21 protein-coding genes are annotated in these 17,208 nt (G+C 66.6%); 9 read left to right on the top strand and 12 right to left on the bottom strand.

The genetic code is table 11. From position 1 onward, the window contains the following. Positions 1 to 208 precede the first annotated feature (208 nt). Complete coding sequence (gene dapD / locus ACTU6V_RS10235; protein ID WP_443467166.1) at positions 209 to 1,150, bottom strand: 2,3,4,5-tetrahydropyridine-2,6-dicarboxylate N-succinyltransferase; 942 nt, start codon at positions 1,148 to 1,150, stop codon at positions 209 to 211. Positions 1,151 to 1,201: 51 nt separating this feature from the next. On the opposite strand from dapD, the gene dapE reads away from it, so the two are divergent. The 3 genes from dapE to ACTU6V_RS10220 all read left to right on the top strand — a co-directional run bounded on the left by dapE (position 1,202) and on the right by ACTU6V_RS10220 (position 3,764). After that, a complete protein-coding gene (gene dapE / locus ACTU6V_RS10230) occupies positions 1,202 to 2,272 on the top strand; it encodes a succinyl-diaminopimelate desuccinylase (protein WP_443467165.1) in 1,071 nt (356 codons plus the stop codon). A 41-nt stretch (positions 2,273 to 2,313) separates the two neighbouring features. Further along, on the top strand, positions 2,314 to 3,483 hold the full coding sequence (locus ACTU6V_RS10225; protein WP_443467883.1) for a hypothetical protein: 1,170 nt from the start codon (positions 2,314 to 2,316) through the stop codon (positions 3,481 to 3,483). A 113-nt stretch (positions 3,484 to 3,596) separates the two neighbouring features. Next, a complete protein-coding gene (locus tag ACTU6V_RS10220) occupies positions 3,597 to 3,764 on the top strand; it encodes a DUF3117 domain-containing protein (protein ID WP_084595462.1) in 168 nt (55 codons plus the stop codon). 63 nt (positions 3,765 to 3,827) lie between these two features. Here the strand turns inward: ACTU6V_RS10220 and ACTU6V_RS10215 are convergent, their stop codons facing one another. Further along, positions 3,828 to 4,463 (bottom strand): O-methyltransferase, encoded by a 636-nt coding sequence (locus tag ACTU6V_RS10215; RefSeq protein ID WP_443467164.1) that lies wholly within the window; start codon positions 4,461 to 4,463, stop codon positions 3,828 to 3,830. A gap of 80 nt (positions 4,464 to 4,543) precedes the next feature. Here ACTU6V_RS10215 and ACTU6V_RS10210 point away from each other — a divergent pair, with 80 nt between their 5' ends. Beyond that, entirely contained in the window at positions 4,544 to 4,951 is a 408-nt protein-coding gene (locus tag ACTU6V_RS10210) for a twin-arginine translocase TatA/TatE family subunit (protein ID WP_443467163.1), read from the top strand. A 1-nt stretch (position 4,952) separates the two neighbouring features. On the opposite strand, the gene ACTU6V_RS10205 is transcribed toward ACTU6V_RS10210, so the two are convergent. Genes ACTU6V_RS10205 through ACTU6V_RS10190 form a run of 4 tightly spaced genes read right to left on the bottom strand, consistent with a single transcriptional unit; the run spans position 4,953 to position 8,448 of the window. Further along, on the bottom strand, positions 4,953 to 5,456 hold the full coding sequence (locus ACTU6V_RS10205) for a YcxB family protein (RefSeq protein ID WP_443467162.1): 504 nt from the start codon (positions 5,454 to 5,456) through the stop codon (positions 4,953 to 4,955). Positions 5,457 to 5,468: 12 nt separating this feature from the next. After that, positions 5,469 to 6,617: an Mrp/NBP35 family ATP-binding protein gene (locus ACTU6V_RS10200; protein ID WP_443475536.1), complete on the bottom strand. Its 1,149-nt coding sequence runs from the start codon at positions 6,615 to 6,617 to the stop codon at positions 5,469 to 5,471. Continuing rightward, positions 6,617 to 7,177 (bottom strand): DUF1003 domain-containing protein, encoded by a 561-nt coding sequence (locus ACTU6V_RS10195; RefSeq protein ID WP_443467160.1) that lies wholly within the window; start codon positions 7,175 to 7,177, stop codon positions 6,617 to 6,619. The genes ACTU6V_RS10200 and ACTU6V_RS10195 overlap by 1 nt, the downstream gene beginning before the upstream one ends. Then, on the bottom strand, positions 7,177 to 8,448 hold the full coding sequence (locus ACTU6V_RS10190) for a magnesium transporter MgtE N-terminal domain-containing protein (RefSeq protein ID WP_443467159.1): 1,272 nt from the start codon (positions 8,446 to 8,448) through the stop codon (positions 7,177 to 7,179). The genes ACTU6V_RS10195 and ACTU6V_RS10190 overlap by 1 nt, the downstream gene beginning before the upstream one ends. Positions 8,449 to 8,515: 67 nt before the next feature. Between ACTU6V_RS10190 and ACTU6V_RS10185 the strand changes: the two genes are divergently transcribed. Together ACTU6V_RS10185 and ACTU6V_RS10180 are read left to right on the top strand one after the other, a co-directional pair. After that, positions 8,516 to 9,136: a YflT domain-containing protein gene (locus ACTU6V_RS10185; RefSeq protein ID WP_443467158.1), complete on the top strand. Its 621-nt coding sequence runs from the start codon at positions 8,516 to 8,518 to the stop codon at positions 9,134 to 9,136. A gap of 2 nt (positions 9,137 to 9,138) precedes the next feature. Then, on the top strand, positions 9,139 to 9,786 hold the full coding sequence (locus ACTU6V_RS10180; protein WP_443475535.1) for an alpha/beta hydrolase family protein: 648 nt from the start codon (positions 9,139 to 9,141) through the stop codon (positions 9,784 to 9,786). On the opposite strand, the gene ACTU6V_RS10175 is transcribed toward ACTU6V_RS10180, so the two are convergent. Both ACTU6V_RS10175 and ACTU6V_RS10170 read right to left on the bottom strand, forming a co-directional pair. Further along, positions 9,783 to 10,394: a YdcF family protein gene (locus ACTU6V_RS10175; RefSeq protein WP_443467156.1), complete on the bottom strand. Its 612-nt coding sequence runs from the start codon at positions 10,392 to 10,394 to the stop codon at positions 9,783 to 9,785. The genes ACTU6V_RS10180 and ACTU6V_RS10175 overlap by 4 nt on opposite strands. Further along, positions 10,391 to 11,791 (bottom strand): aminopeptidase P family protein, encoded by a 1,401-nt coding sequence (locus tag ACTU6V_RS10170; RefSeq protein WP_443475534.1) that lies wholly within the window; start codon positions 11,789 to 11,791, stop codon positions 10,391 to 10,393. The genes ACTU6V_RS10175 and ACTU6V_RS10170 overlap by 4 nt, the downstream gene beginning before the upstream one ends. 35 nt (positions 11,792 to 11,826) lie before the next feature. Here ACTU6V_RS10170 and ACTU6V_RS10165 point away from each other — a divergent pair, with 35 nt between their 5' ends. After that, positions 11,827 to 12,222 carry a DUF3054 domain-containing protein gene (locus ACTU6V_RS10165; RefSeq protein ID WP_443467154.1) on the top strand — a complete coding sequence of 132 codons (396 nt, stop codon included), beginning with the start codon at positions 11,827 to 11,829 and terminating at the stop codon, positions 12,220 to 12,222. On the opposite strand, the gene ACTU6V_RS10160 is transcribed toward ACTU6V_RS10165, so the two are convergent. Further along, the gene (locus ACTU6V_RS10160; RefSeq protein ID WP_443467153.1) at positions 12,158 to 13,174 is read right to left on the bottom strand and encodes an endonuclease/exonuclease/phosphatase family protein; all 1,017 of its coding nucleotides are present in this window, start codon (positions 13,172 to 13,174) and stop codon (positions 12,158 to 12,160) included. The two genes, ACTU6V_RS10165 and ACTU6V_RS10160, sit on opposite strands and share 65 nt — an antisense overlap. Before the next feature lie 88 nt (positions 13,175 to 13,262). Here ACTU6V_RS10160 and ACTU6V_RS10155 point away from each other — a divergent pair, with 88 nt between their 5' ends. Then, positions 13,263 to 14,129 carry a PHP domain-containing protein gene (locus ACTU6V_RS10155; RefSeq protein ID WP_443467152.1) on the top strand — a complete coding sequence of 289 codons (867 nt, stop codon included), beginning with the start codon at positions 13,263 to 13,265 and terminating at the stop codon, positions 14,127 to 14,129. Between the two features lie 109 nt (positions 14,130 to 14,238). On the opposite strand, the gene ACTU6V_RS10150 is transcribed toward ACTU6V_RS10155, so the two are convergent. Beyond that, positions 14,239 to 15,759, bottom strand: a complete 1,521-nt coding sequence (locus tag ACTU6V_RS10150; protein WP_443467151.1) for a DEAD/DEAH box helicase — start codon at positions 15,757 to 15,759, stop codon at positions 14,239 to 14,241. A 172-nt stretch (positions 15,760 to 15,931) separates the two neighbouring features. Here ACTU6V_RS10150 and ACTU6V_RS10145 point away from each other — a divergent pair, with 172 nt between their 5' ends. After that, positions 15,932 to 16,642 carry a ferritin-like fold-containing protein gene (locus ACTU6V_RS10145; protein ID WP_443467150.1) on the top strand — a complete coding sequence of 237 codons (711 nt, stop codon included), beginning with the start codon at positions 15,932 to 15,934 and terminating at the stop codon, positions 16,640 to 16,642. 28 nt (positions 16,643 to 16,670) lie between these two features. On the opposite strand, the gene ACTU6V_RS10140 is transcribed toward ACTU6V_RS10145, so the two are convergent. Both ACTU6V_RS10140 and ACTU6V_RS10135 read right to left on the bottom strand, forming a co-directional pair. Beyond that, complete coding sequence (locus ACTU6V_RS10140; protein ID WP_443475533.1) at positions 16,671 to 16,958, bottom strand: hypothetical protein; 288 nt, start codon at positions 16,956 to 16,958, stop codon at positions 16,671 to 16,673. 5 nt (positions 16,959 to 16,963) lie between these two features. Continuing rightward, on the bottom strand, positions 16,964 to 17,188 hold the full coding sequence (locus tag ACTU6V_RS10135; RefSeq protein ID WP_443467148.1) for a DUF3107 domain-containing protein: 225 nt from the start codon (positions 17,186 to 17,188) through the stop codon (positions 16,964 to 16,966). Positions 17,189 to 17,208 lie beyond the last annotated feature (20 nt).

Genomic DNA, 17,208 nt, shown 5'->3' with positions numbered 1-17,208 from the left:
GTGACAATTCACGCGTGAATAGTGGGGTGGGCGACCGCGCACAGGAAGTGCGCAGAGGTTCGCCGTTCGAAACGCCAACTGGTGGGGAGCAGTTCTGCTCGCTGTGGTCCGGGAGGACCCCGTGTCGACGACGCAGTCACCCGATGCCGGGCAACCGCACAAGCCTAGCAGAGTGAAGCTGAGAGCGGTTCGTGCGCCGGCAGAAGGGTCAGGCGTGCAGGGTCTCGTTCAACGTGACGCCCACTCCGCGGCGCTGCTTCGCCTCGATCGCACCGGTGAGGGAGTTGCGCCAGAACAGGAGGCCGTTGCGTCCGGAGAGCTCGGCGGCTTTCACGACGGTCTTGCCGCCATCGGCGGAGGCCGGACCGTCAGCGAGTACGACCTTCGAGCCGGCTGTGATGTAGACGCCCGCTTCGAGGATGCAGTCATCGCCGAGAGCGATGCCGAGACCTGCGTTCGCGCCGAGTAGGGTGCGCTGACCGATCGAGACCCGCACGGTGCCGCCTCCTGAAAGGGTGCCCATGATGGATGCTCCGCCGCCGATGTCGCTGCCTTCACCGACGACGACGCCCTGCGAGATGCGCCCCTCGACCATGGATGCGCCCAGCGTTCCGGCGTTGAAGTTCACGAAGCCTTCGTGCATCACTGTCGTGCCGGGGGAGAGGTGCGCGCCGAGGCGCACGCGCGAGGCATCCGCGATCCGCACGCCTGTCGGCAGCACGTAGTCGGTGAGCCGGGGGAACTTGTCGAGCCCCTGCACCTGGATGCCGTGACGGCGCAGCTGCGCCTGCAGGCGTGCTGCATCGTCCGGATGCATGGGGCCGGCGTTCGTCCAGGCCACGTTGGGGAGGTGTCCGAAGATGCCGTCGAGGTTCAGCTCGTTCGGGCGCACGAGAAGGTGCGAGAGCGCGTGCAGACGCAGATAGGCATCAGCCGTGGAAGAGGGAGACGCGTCGAGGTCGATCTGCAGCTGGACGACCTCAGTCCGCACGTTCCTGCGCTCATCGTGGCCTGCTTGTGCTTCGAGATCGGTGAGGTCGATCGTGGGGAGCTCGCCACTACCCACGTGCGGGTACCAGGCGTCGAGAACCGTGTCGTCACCGGCGATCGTGGTCAGGCCGATACCCCATGCAGTGCGCGCGTCGCTCATACGTCAACGCTACCGGTCACCGGTGGGGCGCCTGCGCCGTAGGGTGGAGGAATGCTGCTCGATCTGACTGCGTCCTCTGTCGATCTCACCCGTGCGATCTGCGACATCCCCAGTGTGTCAGGGGACGAAGTCGCGCTCGCCGACGCGATCGAAGCCGCCGTCACGCCACTGGACCATCTCGAGATCCTTCGTCACGGAAACACGGTCGTCGCGCGCACGAACCTCGGCCGCGCGCAGCGCGTCGTGATCGCCGGGCACATCGATACCGTGCCGATCAACGAGAACGTGCCCACGCGCGTCGTTGACGTCGATGGCGAACCGCACCTGTGGGGTCGCGGAACCGTCGACATGAAGGGTGGCGTTGCGGTGCAGCTGAAGCTGGCGGCAGAGCTCACCGCGCCCGTGGTCGACATCACCTGGATGTGGTACGACAACGAAGAGGTCGCCGCAGCCCTCAACGGACTGGGCCTGCTCTCGGCCGACCACCCAGATCTGTTCCAGGCGGACTTCGCCATTCTCGGCGAACCGTCGAACGGGCAGGTCGAAGGCGGATGCAACGGAACCCTGCGCGCGATCGTCCGCACGAAGGGCGTGCGTGCGCACAGCGCCAGAGCATGGATCGGCGAGAACGCGATCCATGCCGCAGCCCCGATCCTCGCGCGCCTGGCGGAGTACCGTGCGAAAGAGGTGCAGGTCGAGGGCCTCACCTACCGCGAGAGTCTGAGCGCCGTGCGCATCACCGGAGGCGTTGCCGGAAACGTCATCCCCGATCTCTGCGAGGTCGAGGTCAATTACCGTTTCGCCCCGAGCAAGAGCGCAGCAGATGCCGAGGCGCATCTGCGGGGCGTGCTCGAAGGCTTCGAAATCGAGATCACGGATACCGCAGACGGAGCCCGTCCAGGGCTCGATGCGCCGATCGCTCAGGAGTTCGTCGCCGCCGTCGGCGCGCAGCCCCGACCGAAATATGGCTGGACTGATGTGGCGCGGTTCAGTGCGATGGGCATCCCCGCGGTGAACTACGGTCCCGGCGACCCGCACCTGGCTCACCACGACGAGGAGCAGGTGCCGCTCGCCCAGATCGACGCTGTCGAGCGGGGCTTGCGGGCCTGGCTCACCGCATAGTGGCTCCTGCGGCGCTCGCTGTGGCGCGATGGTGGGCGAAGATGCCGATCATCGCTCGCATCGCGGTCATCTACGTGGCAGGGCGCCTCGTGACCTTCGGCTTCCTTGCGTTGGCGGCGTCGCTGTCAGGGCCCGCTTCACGCTTCGGCGCGGATGCGAGCATCGGCAGCTTCATCGTTGGCTGGGATGCCCAGTGGTACTGGCTGGTCGCTTGGGAGGGATATCCGCAGACACTGCCCCTCAACGAGGCAGGGCAGGTCGCTGAGAACGCCTGGGCCTTCATGCCCGTGTACGCCTACGCCGCACAGGTCATCGGCACACCGTTCGGGTCGTGGGGCGCCGGTGCGCTGCTGATCTCACTGGTCGCCGGCTTCTTCGCTTGCGTCATGCTGCACCGCCTGCTGCGAGGACGCATCGGTTCATCGGCTGCACTGTGGTCGGTGGCATTCTTCGCCTGGGGGCCGCTCGCGGCGCTGTTCCAGGTCGGCTACGCCGAGACGCTGTTCGTCCTGCTGCTGCTGATCTGTCTTGACCTCGTGGCGAGGCGTCGCTTCGGCTGGCTCTACCTTGTGATCCCCGTGATGGCCTTCACCCGCCCGGGGATACTCGCATTCTCGCTGTACTTGGCGCTCTACGGCATCCTGCGCTGGGTGAACCGGCGACGTGACCCGCTTCCCACCCGCGAGATCGTGCACATTGTCGCGCTCGGCCTGCTCGCCGCCGCCACCGGATTCTTGTGGCAGGTCATCGCCGGCGTCGTCACCGGCGACCCTGGGGCGTACCTGGCCACCGAACTTTCCTGGCGACGCAACTGGGGGATCGGCGAGAGCGCCTTCATCCCATTCGACGGGTGGGTGCAGGCGGCGCAATTCTGGTTCTCGCAGTGGGGTATGCCGGGGTGGCTCGGAATCGTCGCCCTCGTGCTGATCGTCGTGGCGATGGTGCTCGCGCTGTTCACTGCGCAGGTGCGGCGACTCGGCGCCGATCTGCGTCTGTGGAGTGCGAGCTACCTTCTGTACCTGCTAGCCGTCTTCTTCCCGCAATCGAGCACGTTCCGGCTGCTGCTGCCGCTCACGCCTCTCGTGGGAGCGCTCGCTGTACCGCGATCACGGCTGTACCGACTGGCGGTTCTCGCGGCGTGTCTGCTGGGGCAGTGGGTGTGGATATTCCACATGTACGCCCTGGGGAATACGTACTGGCAGGTTCCCTAGAGCCGGCGGACGTCGACGATACGCATCGTTCATGACGCTTTCTTCCCGTGCGAATGCCGAGGCGGGAGTCTACCGATAAACTTGATGCATACCAGCGAGGAAAGGAAGCCACGATGGCAGCGATGAAGCCGAGAACCGGTGACGGACCAATGGAGGCCGTGAAGGAGGGACGACTGATCATCGTGCGAGTACCCCTCGAGGGCGGCGGCCGACTGGTCGTCTCCGTGAACGATGCCGAGGCGAAGGAGCTGCATGACGTCCTCGCGGGCGTCGTGAGCTGAGCGCCTGAGCAACAAAGGGGTGGTGGATCGATGATCCACCACCCCTTTTGTGTTCGCGCGACGCTACGCGGTGCGGATGCTGACCAGTTGCAGCAGTCCTTCGCCGACTGTGGAGATGGCCGCGAGCACGGCGGGTGACTCCTGCGTCTCCTGCACCAGAGAGCGGTAAGCGCTGGTGACGGCGTCGCGCTGCACAGGATCGGCAGCCTTTCCGCCGGCGAGCACACGGGGCACGACGACGATGCCGCCGACGCGCGCGAGCCGCAGCCCGTGCTCGACGTACTCGATGACGTTCTCGGGGTCGGCGTCGACAAGCACGATGTCGTAGGAGGCCTCGTTCATACGGGGAAGCACATCGGCTGCGCGTCCGGTGATGAAGCGTGCCTTGGTCGAGGGGACCTTCGCCTCGGTGAAGCTGCGTCGGGCGGCCGCGAGGTGCTCTGGCTCGTTGTCGATCGACGTGAGCACAGCCTGGGGCGCTCCGCGCAGCATCCACAGCCCGGAAACTCCGGCTCCGGTGCCGATCTCGACGATCGATCGAGCGTTCGTCGCAGCGGCGAGCACGGCGAGCTGGGCGCCGACGGCCGCGCTGATCGACGCGACACCGAGTTCTCGTGCGTGCGTGCGTGCTCGCGCGATGTGCGCGGGTTCGACTATCGCCTCGCGGATGTAGCGTGCGTTGGCGTCGTTCTCGCTCATGGGTTTCTCCTCGGGTGCTACTTCCAGGGTATTCGCCCGTGGTGTTCATCGCCCGCAGGCGCGGCGGGTAGCCTGTGTACATGGAATTCGGGCTCACGTTCGAGAAGATTCTTCTCATCGGGGTGATCGCTGCCGTCATCATCGGTCCTGAGCGACTCCCGAAGGCCGCTGAGGCGTTCGCGAAGTTCGTCCGCAAGGCCGGTGAGTACCTGCGAGACACGAAGTCGCGGATGCGCGACGAGCTCGGTCCTGAGATCGACGAAGTCGACTGGCGCAAGCTCGATCCGCGTCAGTACGATCCGCGCCGCATCATCCGCGATGCGCTTCTCGAGGAGAGCCCGGCACCGGCGGCAGCCGTATCAGTCGCCACTGCGCCAGCCGTGCAGGCCGATGCGCCGGCCACGAGTGCAGTCGCCTCTCGAGCGCCGCGGGTCAGACCGGACTTCACTCGCGATTCGCCGCCGCCGTTCGACGCTGAAGCGACCTGAGTCAGATCTTCGACTTGAGCTGCGCGACACCCGTCTCGCTCAGCAGAACGCGCGGCACTGCGGTGACGACGGACGTTCCGCGCAGGAGCAGCAGTACGGCGTGACGTCCGACCCGCACCGTGCGGAACGTCGTGAACGGCATGTCCGAGACGCCCCGTTTCGATGCCACCACGATCGACTCCTCGCGGACTTCGGCGCGCACGGACGAGCCAGAGGGCATCGCCGTGCTGATCGCTCGACGGTTCGATGCTCTCGTGAAGATGATCGACGCCACGATCAGCGCGGCGATCGCCACCAGCGTCAGCGTCAGGCTCGTGCGCTGCTCTTCGTCTGCGGGACTGATCATTCCCAGCACGGCGGCATTCACGATGAACGCGGCGATCAGCGCGGTGTAGGCGATGATCGCGAGAGGCCGGGTGAGCGTGAAGATCGTGGCATCCCTGGTCATGCCGCGCAGCAGCTCCGCATCGATGACAACGGAGCGAGAGGTGGAATCGGCAGTCACCTCACGAGTCTTTCACGACTCGGATGCGGCGGTTCGCGAGAGCGAGATCGGCAGGGACCGCCCTGAGAGCCCCCGGGTGCGGTGCGAGAGACGATCTGCCAGCTGAATGATCGACTGCGCCGCGGCATCCTCAGGGTCGCTCAGGACGATCGGGACTCCCGCGTCTCCTCCGACGCGCAGCGCGGCACTCAGCGGTACAGACGCAAGCAGGGGGACCTCATCGCCCTCGTCTGGCTGCGACAGGGCTGCGGCGACTTCTGCGCCGCCGCCCGACCCGAAGAGATCGACCACGGTGCCGTCGGGGAGCGTGAAGGCGGCCATGTTCTCGACGACGCCGATCACGTGCTGACCGGTCTGCCGCGCAACGAGCCCGCTGCGGATCGCGACATCGGATGCCGCCCCTTGCGGAGTGGTCACCACGATGACCTCGGCGTGCGGCAGGATCTGACCGACCGAGATCGCGATATCGCCGGTGCCGGGCGGCATATCGATGAGGAGCAGGTCCAGATCGCCGAAGAAGACGTCAGTGAGGAACTGCTGCACAGTGCGGTGCAGCATCGGGCCGCGCCAGGCCACAACGGCCTCGCCGTCGCGGAGGAACATGCCGATCGAGATCGTCTTCACGCCGTGCGCGACGGGCGGCAGCATGAGGTCGTCGATGCGGGTCGGCTGGGTGCCGGTCGGAATACCGAGGAGCCCTGGAATGGAGAAGCCGTGCACATCGGCGTCGATGAGACCGACGGCAAGGCCCTTGGCGGCGAGAGCGGCGGCGAGGTTCGCGGTGATCGTGGACTTGCCGACCCCGCCCTTGCCGCTCGAGACCAGGATGACTCTCGTGAGCGAGTCAGCGCCGAACGGCATCTGGCGCGGTGGGCGTCCGTCACGCAGCTTCTCGGTGAGCGCTTTGCGCTCGGCCGGAGTCATGACCCCGACCTCGACCGTGACGTCGGTGATCTCTGGGACGGATGCCGCGGCGCGACGGACATCGGATTCGATGTGCGCAGCCGCGGGGCATCCGACGATCGTCAGCACGATTCCGACGTGGGCATGACCATCGCCGACGCTGATGTCGCGCACCATGTCGAGGTCGCCGATCGGCCTGCGAAGCTCGGGGTCCGTCACCGCGGCTACCGCCTGGCGCACACGATCTGAGAGGCTCATCAGCGTGCCCGATGGTTTCTGGTCGAGAGGGGACCGGTGCGCGGGCTGGTGTCGTCAGCGCCATGCTCTTCATCGAGGTCTGCAAGAAGCGCACGCAGCTCCTGACGCAGTACGTCGCGCGTCACCGCCTGCGAATTGCGCTCCTCGAGCGACATGCGCAGCGCCACGATCTCGCGAGCGAGGTACTCGGTGTCGGCGAGGTTGCGCTCGGAGCGCTGCCGATCCTGCTCGATCTGCACGCGGTCGCGGTCGTCCTGGCGATTCTGCGCGAGCAGGATCAGCGGTGCGGCATAGGACGCCTGCAGCGAAAGGATCAGCGTCAGAGCGGTGAACCCAAGGGCCGCCGAATCGAAGCGCCACCAGCCGTTCGCCTCCGCAGTCACCGTGTAGACCATCCACAGGAGGCAGAACAGCGTCAGCAGAAGGAGGAAGGTCGGCGTGCCCATGGCGCGTGCCACCCACTCCGTGAACCGTCCGAAGCGGTCGCGGTCGGTGGTCTTCTGCCGGGCCGTGCCGCGTCCGAGGGGAGCATCGAGGCCGGAACGGTCGCTCTTGGCCATCATCGCGAACCTTCCGTCGTCACAGCGCCCGTATCGCCGGCATCGTGCGTGCGCCAGTCATCGGGCAGAAGGTAATCGAGCACGTCGTCGATGCTGACCACGCCGACGAGCCGACTGGCGGCATCCACGACGGGCAGCGACACCAGGTCGTAACTGGCGAGCAGGCGTGCCGTTTCGGCAGCGGATGCCGTCACCGAGATCGGTTCCATCGTCTCGTCGACGATCGCGCCGAGACGCTCGTGGGGCGGGTAGCGCAGCATCCGCTGGAAGTGCACGACGCCGAGCAGGCGCCCCGTCGGCGTCTCGAACGGAGGCAGGGTCACGAATACCGCCGCTGCCAGGGCCGGGTGCAGTTCGTGGCGGCGGATCAGCGCGAGGGCCTCGGCGACGGTGGCGTCGGCGGAGAGGATGATCGGCTCGGTCGTCATGAGGCCACCGGCGGTGTCTGGACCATAGCTGAGCAGGGTGCGGACGTCCTCCGCCTCTTCGGGCTCCATCAGGTCGAGAAGCTGTTCGAGGCGCTTCTTGGGAAGCTGCGCGAGCAGGTCCGCCGCGTCGTCCGGCTCCATGTGATCGAGGATGTCGGCGGCCCGTTCGTCGCCGAGCCCGTCGAGGATGTGCACCTGCTCGTCCTCTGGCATCTCCTCAAGCGCGTCGGCAAGCCGGTCATCGGGGAGCTCTTCGGCGACTTCGATCATGCGTCGCTGCGGCAGATCGAGGAGTGTCGTCGCGAGGTCAGCGGCGTGCAGCTCGGAGTACGAGGCGACCAGCTGTTCGGCGGACTGCGACTCCCCGGGTGCGCGCTTCTCTGCGACCTCGTTCCACGCAGCGAACGTCGTCGGGCCCTTCGCGAACGGAGAAGCGCTCGTCTTGGGCTTGCGCAGGAAGAGCTGGCTGACGCTCCACTCGCCCAGGCGGTTGGGTTCGATCGCGGCATCTTCGATCACGGCGCTGCCGCTGCCGTCGGTGAGCTCGACTCGGCGTCCGAGCAGTTCGGCGAGCACGCGCACCTCACCGGGGCGCGGCTGGAACCGGCGCACATTGATGAGGCCGGTGGTGAGCACCTGCCCCGCGCGGATCGACGTCACCCTGCCGATCGACATGAAGACGTGGCGGCGACCGGGAATCTCGATGACCAGGCCGATCACTCGCGGGGCGACGGTACTTCGATACACGATGACGACATCTCGGACCTTGCCGAGCCGGTCGCCCACGGGGTCGAAGACGGCGCAGCCTGCCAGGCGCGCGACGAAAACCCGTTGTGTGCTCACGCGTCCAGCGTAGTCCGCGCACCGCTGAACTCGGGCTGGTCGGGGCCTCTCATGGAACAATGGGGGCATGAGCATGTTGAACCGTCCGGCGAGCAGTACGACCGTCGGCGAGCCCGTGACTTCGGTCCGCGAGTACGAAGCCGCGCAGAAGGCGGTGTCGACGTTGATCGCGGGTGAGGTTCCTGCGCGCGATATCGCGATCGTCGGTCAGGGGGTGCGCACGATCGAGCGCGTCACCGGCAAGCTCGGCTACGCGACCGCGGCCCGCTCCGGTGCCGTCAACGGCGTGCTCATCGGCCTGCTGCTCTCAGCGATTCTCGTGATCGGCAACCCGGATGCTCCGATCCAGCTGTTCGTCGGCTTCGTGTTCATCGGGGTGGCCATCGGCATGATCATGAGCCTCGTCACCTTCGCGATCGTGCGACGTCGTCGTGATTTCGCGAGCGTCACACAGATGGCGGCAGACCACTACGAGGTGACCGTTCTCCCGGACTCGCTCGCCAAAGCGCGTGAGGTGCTGGGCACGGGAACGCGCACGCAGGTCGTCCGGCCTCCGGTGGATCTGGACGAACCTCCTCGCTACGGTGAGCGGATCGCACCCGGAGAGCAGACCTCTGAGCCCACGGAGGCAGCACCGCAGCCTGCGGCCGAGGAACCTGCGAAGAAGAGCGACGACAGCGAGAGCTGAAGATGTCCTTCGACGTCGAGTTCCCGAAGGGTGCGGTGTCGATCTCGACAGAGTGGGCTGAAGGTGCCGGTCGCGGCACGGTGCTCGTGGCACACGGCGCAGGCGCAGGGATGGAGCATCCGTTCCTCGTCGGATTCACCGACGCCCTGAACGACCTCGGGTTCTCCACCCTCCGATTCAACTTTCCCTACCGTGAGCAGGGCAGGCGGATGCCGGGGCCCGCAGCTCACGCGATCGCGACCTGGCTCGCTGCCGTGGAGTGTGCGCGCGCACTTGCGCCGGAGCATCCGATCTGGGCAGCCGGGAAGTCCTATGGCGGACGGATGGCCTCGATGGCGGCGGCCGAGGGGCTTGAGGTCGACGGGCTGATCTATCTCGGGTACCCGTTGCATCCGCCAGGGCGCCCCGATAAGCCGCGCGTGGAGCATCTTCCGGTGATCGCTGCGCCGCAGCTGTTCATCGAAGGGACGAACGATCCCTTCGTTCAGCCAGTTGTACAGCTCGAGGACGCTGTGGCGGCGTGCCAGAACGCCCGCATCGCATGGATCGATGGGGGAGGGCACTCCTTCGAAGTGAAGGGGCACAAGCGCTCAGCGCACGAGATCGGTGCCTCGCTCGCCCCGCTCGTCGAGGAGTTCGCCGCGAGCTAGCGGTGCTGCCAGCGGAAGAGCAGCAAACGCAAGGAAGCGCCGATCTTCATCGGCACGATCTCTCCGAAGCGGTGCTCGTCCGCGCGGACGAGCCGCTCAGCGAGATCTGGCCGCTGCTGCCAGAGGTATTCGCGGGCGACTTCTGCGTGTGGAGAGTTCGAGACGATCTTGATCGCATCCGCCTGCTCGATCATCGGAATCACGTTCTCAATGTTCTCCCACGTCGAACGGCTCTCCGTTTCGAGCAGGATGCGTCCGGTGTACCCGAGTTCCTCGCGGGCGAATCTCTCCATCACGACGGCCTCAGGGGTGTCGCCCTCGACCGTCCCGCCGGAGAAGATGAGTGTGCTGTCGGCAGTGCGGTTCAGCGAGCGGATGCCGGCACGCACGCGGTAGCGATTGATGAAGTTCGCACGCTCTTCATGATTGCCGTAGCCGAGCACGACGACAGCCTCGGTGCCTGCGGCGAGACTCCTATCGAGAGCATGCGGCCCCAGCATCAGATAGCTCGAACGCCAGTGCACGAGCTCTGCCCAGGTGGCGAACGCCGCGTACGCCGCGAAACCCGCCCAGAACAACCGGCGGGTGACGCGACGGGAACCGCTCAAACCGTACGGCCCTTGGCGATCCAGGCCTCGACATCCTCTGCGGTGCGAGGGATGTCGGCCGAGAGGTTCACCGGACCCTCTTCGGTCATCAGGATGTCGTCCTCGATGCGCACGCCGATTCCGCGGAGCTCTTCGGGAACGGTGAGATCGTCGATCTGGAAGTACAGACCAGGCTCGATCGTGAAGACCATGCCTGCCTCCAGGATGCCGTCGTAGTACATCTCGCGACGAGCCTGCGCACAGTCGTGCACATCGATGCCGAGGTGGTGCGAGGTTCCGTGCACCATGTACCGGCGGTGCTGGCCACCGGCGCCCTCGTCCAGAGCCTCTTCAGCGGTGACCGGAAGCACACCCCATTGGGCGGTCCGCTTCGCGATGACGGCCATCGCCGCCTCGTGCACTTCGCGGAAGCGCACACCGGGGCGGGCCGCGGCGAACGCGGCATCCGCGGCCTCGAGAACCGTGTTGTACACGCGACGCTGTACGTCGGAGAACGTTCCGTTCACCGGGAGCGTGCGGGTGATGTCGGCGGTGTACAGGCTGTCGGCCTCGACGCCGGCATCGACGAGGATGAGGTCGCCGGGGACCACCGAGCCGTCATTGCGCGTCCAGTGCAGGTAGCAGGCGTGCGGGCCGGAGGCCGCGATCGTGTCGTAGCCCTCACCGTTGCCGTCCTCACGGGCGCGGCGGTGGAAGACGCCCTCGACGACGCGCTCGCCGCGCGAGTGCTGGGCGGCATCCGGCAGAGCCTGGATGATGTCGTCGAAGCCGCGTGCGGTGACCTCGACGGCCCTGCGCATCTCGGCGATCTCATACTCGTCCTTGATCAGGCGGAGCTCTGAGACGAAGCGCTCGAGTTCGGTGTCGGCCAGCGTCACGTCCTCATCGGTCGCAGCGAATACCGCGAGATGGTCGGCGGCGATCGCGAGATCTGCGGCGACGCCGGCGATTGACGGACGCGGTCCGATCCAGAACTCGCCCACTGTGGCATCCGCGTAGAACTCGGTCGTGGTGCGGTCGGCGCGCTCGCGGAAGTAGAGGGTGACGTCGTGACCGGCATCAGTCGGCTCGAACACGAGCACGGAATCCGGCTCGGAGTCCGCAGCCCAGCCCGTCAGGTGGGCGAATGCCGAGTGCGCGCGGAAGGGATAGTCGGTGTCATTGCTGCGCTGCTTGAGAGAGCCGGCCTCGATGACGAGGCGCTTGCCGGGAAATGCCTCGGAGACCTTTGCGCGACGGGCCGCCGCGAACGCCGCCTGTGCGCGTGCGGCAGGGAGGGACTCGGGGCGCTCAGCCCACCCGGTCGAGATCGTGTCGAGGAAGCCACGAGGGAACGGCTGCTTGCGGTTCGTCGTCACGGGCGCCTCTTCGATCGTTTCGTTCTCTGCAGTGCTCATACCCCCAGTCTCTCACTCCTGCGTAGGCTGGGCATGTGGCGATTCTCATAGATCTCGTGCTTGTCGTGGTGTTCTGCGTGATCGGGCGTCTCTCTCACGCCGAAGGGATCTTCAGCGACCTGCCGGGATTCCTGAACACGACCTGGCCGTTCGTGCTGGCACTGGTGCTCGCACACGGTGTGCTGCTGCTGCGCAAGGCGCAACCCGACCGGATGCTGCCCGGCGTCATGGTCTGGTTCTTGACCGTGGTCATCGGCCTGCTGCTGCGATCGTTCAGCGGACAGGGGACGGCCGTGCCGTTCATCATCGTCGCGACGCTCACCCTCGCGCTCTTCCTGCTCGGCTGGCGTGCGATCTGGGCGGGGATCAGCCCGCGGGCTCGAGCTGAACGACGAGCGCGCGGTGGTCCGACCCCGCCGCGTCGAGGATGAGCGAGCCGGTCGGATTCCAGTTCTGACTGGCCATGACATGGTCGATCGGTGCGCCGACGAGCTCGGGGTACTTCGCAGGCCAAGTTCCGGTTGCTCCGGTGCCGGTGCGTGAGGCGGCATCGCGGCAGTAGCCCATGTCGCCGCCGCCCGTGCCCAGGGCCGCCATGTGGTCGATCGTCGCATTGAAGTCTCCGGCGAGGATGAAGTCACCCTCAGGGCACTGATCTGCGATCCAGTCGAGGTCGGACTGCCAGCCGGCCATGTCTTCGATGCGCGGTGCGACCGCGTGTACGGCGACGATCGTGGGGCCTACGCCGCTGACGGGCATCACGACCGCGCTCGGGACAGAACCGGTGTTGCTGCTGCCATCTTCCGAGGACGCGATCACGGAGTAGTCGCCGAGCGCGGGGGAGATGAGAATCGTGGTCTCCCACGCTTGAGGGCCGTTGTCGACGTTGCCGAACTGCACGTGATGGACCCACATCGGATGCCCCTGCTCGCGGAGCATGACCGCGATGCGCTCGCCGACCGATTCCGCGGTCTCGGGCAGGGTCACGACGTCGACCTGCTGGGTCAGGATCGCATCGGCGATCGTCTCGGCGGAGACCGCTTCACCCGCAGTGTTCCAGGTCAGAACGCGCACGCTCTCGGCGGTCTTCTCTGGCAGCGCGCCCGTGCCGAAACCGCGCACTGCGCCGATCGCACCGGTTGCGGCAGCTCCGAGCAGCGCGACGATGAGGATGGATGCCGCGAACCCGCGCAGCGGGCGGGCGAACAGCAGAAGCAGCGATACGACGGACACTGCGAGCAGACCGACCAGGACGAGCCCCCGGACGGCAACGAGCTGTGCGAACGGGAACGTCTGCTCGAGGTGGAAGAACTGCGGCCACACCACGATCGCCGTCGCGATCGCAAACAGCACGGTGACGAGGATCCCCAACAGACGAAACATCATCACGAGCGTAGAGGGAGACGCTGTGAATCACCTGCCGCGGCACGGTCTCAGTCGAGGTCCTTGAGACAGCAGTAATGTCAGGGATATGACCGATGTGCAGATTTTCGCGGGACCGAGCGATCTGCACCTGCACTCGAACCACTCCGACGGCACGGAAAGCCCAGAAGACGTGGTGCGGCAGGCACGCGGGTATGGACTGCGCACGCTGGCGCTCACCGACCATGACCGCACGACCGGGTGGGGCGAAGCGGCGGAGGCCGCGGCATCCCTCGGCATGACGTTCATCCCCGGCATGGAGCTGTCTGCGAAGCAGCAGTGGCGCAGCGTGCACGTCCTGGCCTACCTGTTCGACCCGGCCGATCCGGCGCTGCGCGCCGAGACGGATCGCATCCGCGATGACCGGCTGGGTCGGGCAGAGCGCATCGTCGGGAACATCAGCCGCGACTACGACCTCACCTGGAACGACGTGCTCGAACGCACGACGGCGGATGCCACGGTGGGCCGGCCGCACATCGCCGATGCGCTCATCGCGCGCGGCATTGTCCGTGACCGGACAGAGGCGTTCGAGGGGATCCTCCATCCGCGTGAGGGGTATTACGAGCCGCACTACGCGCCGGATCCGATCACCGCCGTGCGCCTGATCACGGATGCTGGGGGAGTGGCGATCATCGCCCACCCCGCCACGTCAGGACGCGAACAGATGCCGCTGCCGTACATCGAGCAGCTGATCGACGCAGGCCTCGGCGGCTTCGAGATCGATCACCGCGAGAATACCGAGCCGGGCAAGCGCATGCTGCGCGAGCTCGCTGTGAAGCATGATCTCATCGCGACGGGGTCGAGCGACTACCACGGCACGGGCAAGCCGAACCGGCCAGGCGAGAACACCACCGCCGACGCGATGGTCGAGCGGATCATCGCGCAGGCGAGTGGATCAACTCCCCGCTACCCCTGACGTTCGCGCGGCTGTTCTCTGAGTCGCGCGACTCATTCCGGTTCGCGCTGCAGAAATAACAGCAGCGCCAACAGGAAACGGCCGCGCGAGACGGGTCGCGCTGCGAATCTCAGGCGCCGGTGGGCGCTGCGCCTCCGGAGCGGCGACGACGGCGACGGCGCTGCGGTGCGGACTTTCCATCGCGGTGCTCGTTCGTCGCATCGCCATCGTGTGTTCCGGCGCCCTCAGCGTCGCGATCTGCGGCGGGTGCGGGAGCGGAGCCTGCCGACGAGGCGGGTGCAGCGTCCTCAGTGAAGGTCGAACCGACCTGCTCGGCGCTCGAACCGCGGCGGCGGCGGCGACGGCGACGCGTCGTGCCTTCGTCCGTGCCCTCAGCGGCAGCATCTGCGGCCTTCTGCGGCGGGCGCTGGCGACGCTCTGATGCCGGCTTCTCGGCCTTCGGCGCTGTAGTCAGTCTTCCCTTGGTGCCGGCGGGGATGTTGAGCTCTTCGAACAGGTGCGGGCTCGACGAGTAGGTCTCGACGGGATCGGGCTGGCCGAACTCGAGGGCGCGGTTGATGAGGGCCCACTTGTGCAGGTCCTCCCAGTCGACGAAGGTCACTGCGATCCCGGTCTTGCCAGCACGGCCGGTGCGGCCGGCGCGGTGCAGGTACGTCTTGTCCTCGTCGGGGATCGTGTGGTTGATGACGTGAGTGACGTCATCCACGTCGATGCCGCGGGCGGCGACATCGGTCGCGACAAGCACGTCGCGCTTGCCGGCCTTGAACGCGGCCATCGACCGCTCTCGCTGCTCCTGGCCCATGTCGCCGTGCACACCGCCGACGTTGAAGCCGCGGTCGCCGAGCTCGTCCACGAGCTTCTGAGCCGCACGCTTGGTGCGGGTGAAGATCACGGTCTTGCCGCGGCCCTCGGCCTGCAGGATGCGGGCAATGATCTCGTCCTTGTCCATCGAGTGAGCACGGTAGACGAGGTGCTTGATGTTCGCCTGCGTCAGTCCCTCATCGGGGTCGTTCGCGCGGATGTGGATCGGGTTCGACATGAAGCGGCGTGCAAGGGCCACGATCGGGCCGGGCATCGTCGCCGAGAACAGCTGGGTGTGGCGCACCGCCGGCACCTTCTGGAAGATCTTCTCGATGTCGGCGAGGAAGCCGAGGTCGAGCATCTTGTCGGCCTCGTCGAGGACGACCTCGACCGCACCCGAGAGGTCGAGCAGACGCTGGCCGGCGAGGTCGATCAGGCGACCGGGGGTTCCGACGACGATCTGCGCGCCAGCCTTGAGCTGGTCGATCTGTCCTTCGTACGCCTTGCCGCCGTAGATGGCGACGACGCTGGTGGAGCGGTTGCTGGTGAGCAGATCGATGTCTTCATAGACCTGCACCGCGAGCTCGCGGGTCGGCACGACGATGAGGGCCTTGACGCCGGGCTCGGGGTTCAGACCCAGGCGCTGCACCACAGGGATGCCGAAGCCGAAGGTCTTGCCGGTACCGGTCTTGGCCTGGCCGATGATGTCCTGACCGGGAAGACCGAGCGGGATGGTCTGCTCCTGAATGGGGAACGCGTCGATGATGCCTTTGGCAGTGAGTGCCTCGACGATGTCCTGATCGATGCCGAGATCAGTGAAAGTAGTCAATTTTTTGTGTGCCTGTCCGGCGGAGTTCTTGAAGAAGAGGCCGCCACGTAACGGATCCACGCCGTCTCTTGTGCCACAGGCGCGGCGCCCTGCTCCTACGGCAGGACTCGTCCAGCCTACCCCGAGGGGCGTCTAGCGCCGAGGAATGGGCCTGCGCGGGTAGTCTGATTGCGTGGTGAAGTGGTTCTGGCAGCGAGACAAGCCCCGACGTGCTCTTGCCCTGCGCGGTCGTGGGGAGCACAGCGGTACGACGCGTGTCGACTTCGCCGAGCTCGCTCCCGAGCTCGATCGCTTCCTCGGCCAAGCCGCCTATCTGCAGCTCGGATACTTCGAGACGCTCACACGTCTCATCCGCGCGACGCCCGAGCTCGATGAGAAGGCCGCGCTGACGCGCGCCGCAGGCGCAGCGCTCAGCAAGCACCGCGGAATCGTCGAGGTCATCACCGCTCAGGGCGAGGACCCAACTGAGATCATGCTGCCGTTCCAGGAGCCGCTCGACGCGTTCCGCCGGAAGACGATCGGCGTCCGCCCGCGGGAGACGCTGCTCGCGGTCTACATCACGGCAGCGATGCTGGACGACTTCTACCTCGCGCTTGCCTCCAGCTACGGCGAGACCGGCGCACGGGTCGCCGAGATCCTCAGCGAGGACGATGACACCGGAGAGGTCGTCTCGATCCTCAAGAAGACGATCGAGAGCGATGGCGAGTGGCGCTCGCTCCTGTCGATGTGGGCGCGCCGACTCGTCGGCGACACCCTTCTCGTTGCACGTCAGGCCCTGCGCAGCGAGCGTCTCGCGGTAGAAGAAGAGCGCGTCGAACCGGTCTACACCGAGCTCATGGGCGCGCACGCACGCCGCATGGACGCGATGGGACTCGCCGCGTAGCTGTTCCTGCGTCGCTCAGACGCGTCGCTCAGATTCCGAGCGCGGCCTTCTTGGCAGCATCCGATGTGCGCCGGTTCTGCGTCAGCAGCGCGCCGGCGACAGCGGCGATCAGGAGTGCGCCGACGATGCTCGCCAGCCACAGCCATCCGTTGCCGTCGCTGATGCCGGCCCACTGCATGACCGTGTAGATCACTGCGGAGGACGCCGTCGCGATCGCCGGCACGAGCGCAACACCGCGCAGCGAGCGGTGCGGCAACAGGTAGTGAACACCGATGCCGCACGCGCACGCTGCGATGAGCGCGAGAAGGATGTACATCCGGGTCAGGCGACGAAGCCGACGCGACGGGACTCTTCGGTGCCGAGCTCGACGAAGGCGAGGTTCGCCGTGGGGATGATGTAGGAGTTGCCCTTGACATCGATGAAGCTCACGTGAGCGGCGTTCTGCTCGAGAGCGGAGGCCACCTGGGTGCGGACCTCGTCCGCAGAGGTGGAGGTCTCGAAGTTCAGTTCGCGGCCGGTGTTGATGATGCCGATGCGGATTTCCACGCGTGCTCCTTGAAGATTCG

Source organism: Microbacterium zouquanmingi (assembly GCF_052266675.1).
Lineage (GTDB): Bacteria > Actinomycetota > Actinomycetes > Actinomycetales > Microbacteriaceae > Microbacterium.
This window is presented reverse-complemented; position numbering and strand designations above follow the sequence as displayed.